Here is a 1512-nt window from a genome sequence, read left to right on the forward strand (position 1 = left end):
GCCTTCTCGATCTCGTCGAGCAGCACCACCGAGTAAGGCCGCCGCCGCACCGTCTCGGTCAGCTGACCGGCCTCGCCGTAGCCGACGTAGCCGGGCGGGGCGCCGACCATCCGGCTGGCGGTGTGCGCCTCCTGGAACTCGCTCATGTCCAGCCGGACCATCCGGTCCTGGTCGCCGAACAGCGATTCCGCCAGCGCCCGGGCCAGCTCGGTCTTGCCGACGCCGGTCGGGCCGAGGAACAGGAACGTGCCGACCGGGCGGTTCGGGTCGCCCATGCCGGTGCGGGAGCGCCGCACCGCGCGGGCGATGGCGTGCACCGCCTCGTCCTGGCCGACCACCCGCTGGTGCAGCTGGTCCTCCAGCTTCATCAGGCGGGACTTCTCCTCCTCGGTGAGCTGGGTTGCCGGGATGCCGGTCGCCCGCGAGACCACCTCGGCGATGTCGTCGCGGCCCACCACCGGGATGCCGTTGGGCCCGCCTTCGCGTTGCTCGGCGATCTGGCGCTGCACCTCGGCGATCTCGTCGCGCAGCGACGAAGCGCGCTCGTAGTCCTCGTCCGAGACGGCCTGGGCCTTGTCCCGGTTCAGCGCGTCCGCGCGGCTCTCCAGCTCCCGCAGGTCGGTGCCCGGGGTGCCGGTGCGCAGCCGCTTGCGCGCGCCCGCCTGGTCGATCAGGTCGATCGCCTTGTCCGGCAGGTAGCGGTCGGTGATGTAGCGATCCGCCAGTTCCGCGGCCGCGTTGATCGCGTCATCGCTGAAGCGAACCTGGTGGTGCGCCTCGTAGCGGTCGCGCAGGCCGCACAGGATGCGCTCGGTGTCGGCCACGCTGGGCTCGTCCACGGTGATCGGCTGGAAGCGGCGTTCCAGCGCCGCGTCCTTCTCGATGAAACGGCGGTACTCGTTCAGGGTCGTCGCGCCGATGCACTGCAGCTCGCCGCGGGCCAGCTTCGGCTTGAGCATGTTGCCCGCGTCGACCGCGCCTTCCGAACCGCCCGCGCCGACCACGGTGTGCAGCTCGTCGATGAAGATGATCAGTTCGTCGCGGTGCTTGCTGATCTCCTCGAGCAGCTTGTTCATCCGCTCCTCGAAGTCACCGCGGTAGCGGGTGCCCGCGACGACGCCGGACAGGTCCAGCTGCACCACGCGCTTGTCCTTGATCGCGTCCGGCACCGTGCCGTCGATGATGCGCTGCCCGAGCCCTTCGACCACCGAGGTCTTGCCGACCCCGGCCTCGCCGATGAGCACCGGATTGTTCTTGGTGCGCCGGGACAGCACCTCGACGGTCTGCTCGATCTCGTCGTCGCGCCCGATCACCGGGTCCAGCCCGCCGTCGCGGGCGCGGGCGGTGAGGTCCTGGCCGTACTGGTCCAGCGTGGGCGTCTTGGCCGCCTCGCCGGACTCCGCGGTCCGGGTGCCGCCTCCGCCGGCGGTGCCCGCCGGTCCGGCCTGCAACGACTCCAGCGTCACGTGGAAGGCCGACAGCAGGCGCCCGGCGTGCGAGTCGGGATTGGCC

General features: G+C 71.4%; 1 protein-coding gene. It reads right to left on the bottom strand.

Features of this window, described 5'->3' with window-relative positions; all coding sequences use genetic code 11:
* The coding region (locus tag IJH84_RS22370) for an ATP-dependent Clp protease ATP-binding subunit (protein ID WP_295148629.1) at positions 1-1512 on the bottom strand (1512 nt) is incomplete at both ends.

This window comes from Saccharopolyspora sp. (genome assembly GCF_017434145.1).
Taxonomy (GTDB): domain Bacteria; phylum Actinomycetota; class Actinomycetes; order Mycobacteriales; family Pseudonocardiaceae; genus Saccharopolyspora_C; species Saccharopolyspora_C galaxeae.